This window comes from Burkholderia sp. LMG 13014, from assembly GCF_905232215.1.
GTDB lineage: Bacteria > Pseudomonadota > Gammaproteobacteria > Burkholderiales > Burkholderiaceae > Burkholderia.
Genome location: NZ_CAJNKE010000974.1, coordinates 1 through 1,426 on the forward strand (window position 1 = coordinate 1; position 1,426 = coordinate 1,426).

The following is a 1,426-nucleotide window of genomic DNA, read 5'->3' on the forward strand; positions in this document are numbered from 1 at the left end:
CCATGCGCAACCTGGCCAGGTGAATATCATGCAGATTTCCTTTCCTTCCGAACATCCGACGTATTGCGGCGAGGATCCCGCGCTGGCGTTTCCGGCGCTGGTCGAAGGCCGCCGCGTGCACTGCGCGATCACCGCAGAAGCGCTGGAGGATCACTTCCGCGCGGTGTCGCCGCGCGAACAGGATCTCGTGGAGGCGTTTGCACGCCATCGTCCCGCGATCGAGCGGGCCGCCCGCTGCCTGCTCGAGGAGATGGGCGGCCGGCCGATCATGCTCCACAGCGGCTATTTCCGGTTCTGCACCTGAGATCGCGGCCGTTGACGCGCATCAAGTGCGCGCCGATACGGGCAGTTACGCTGGAATCCTGATGATCGTTCGTCCGTTGCGTCGCACACGGTGCTGCGCCAATCCGGTCTTCATCATGGCTTCGCGTGAGCGGGACGAAAGCGCGGGCCGTAGGTCCATCGTTCGAGGAGTAGGAACCATGAGCAATGTCACGCGTTACGATCCGTTTTCGATCGAACCCGTCGCCGACCTGTTTCAGGGCCTGTTCAGGCCGCTGCGCGGGATGACGCTGACGGACGAGCCCGGTCTTGCCTCGATGAAGATCGACGTGACGGAAAGCGACAATGCGTACAAGGTCAACGCGGAACTGCCGGGCGTCGCCAAGGAAGACATCGACGTCAAGGTGACGGGCAGCACCGTATCGATCAATGCGAAGATCGAGCGCAACAACGAGCAGAAGGAAGGCGAGCGCGTGATCCGGCGCGAGCGCTACAGCGGCACGATCAGCCGCTCGTTCTCGCTGTCGGGCGAGATCGACGACGCAAACGCAACGGCGATGTACCAGGACGGCGTGCTGTCGCTGACGCTGCCGAAGAAGGCGCCGGTCGCGCAGAAGAAGCTGACGATCGGCTGATCGGGCGGCAGGCAGCGGGCGACGCGGGTACGTGTCGCCCGAACGGCGGTACCGGCGCGCGGAGCGATCCGCGCGCCGTTTCATTGCAGCGGTCGCGCGGACGCTCACGCATGCGATGCCGTGCCGCCTGCGCGGTACCCGACGGTCTGCGCGAGGATCGGGAGCTCGTCCTCGTTCAGCCGCAGCGCGTCGGCAAGCGCGCGGTGGTTGATCCAGCCGCGCACGACCGTGCCGAGACCGGCGGCCGCGCAGTAGAGCGACACGTTCTGTGCGATGGCGCCGGCCGCGATCGCCGAGAACACGTCGCGCTGTTGCGCCGGCATGTCGAGGATCGCGGCGGTCCGCACAACGTAGACGAGATCCAGCGGCGCGCGCCCGACGAAGTCCTGGTAACCCGTCAGGTTGCGGGCATCCACCGCGTGTTTCAGCACGAGCCGATGCGCGGACGCGTCGTAGCGATAGACGCCGCACGGCAGCGCGACGTACACGTCGATTTCATTGAACGCATG

Annotated in this window: 3 protein-coding genes; 2 read left to right on the plus strand and 1 reads right to left on the minus strand. The window is 65.8% G+C overall.

Features of this window, described 5'->3' with window-relative positions; all coding sequences use genetic code 11:
- The first annotated feature begins 28 nt into the window (after nt 1-28).
- Both JYJ84_RS36650 and JYJ84_RS36655 read left to right on the plus strand, forming a co-directional pair.
- A complete protein-coding gene (locus JYJ84_RS36650; RefSeq protein ID WP_175220448.1) occupies nt 29-304 on the plus strand; it encodes a DUF1488 domain-containing protein in 276 nt (91 codons plus the stop codon).
- Between the two features lie 178 nt (nt 305-482).
- Nucleotides 483-917: an Hsp20/alpha crystallin family protein gene (locus tag JYJ84_RS36655; RefSeq protein ID WP_175220446.1), complete on the plus strand. Its 435-nt coding sequence runs from the start codon at nt 483-485 to the stop codon at nt 915-917.
- Nucleotides 918-1,021: 104 nt separating this feature from the next.
- Here JYJ84_RS36655 and JYJ84_RS36660 read toward each other — a convergent pair.
- Nucleotides 1,022-1,426: nitroreductase family protein (locus JYJ84_RS36660; protein ID WP_205187331.1), on the minus strand; the 405-nt coding region annotated here is incomplete at its 5' end.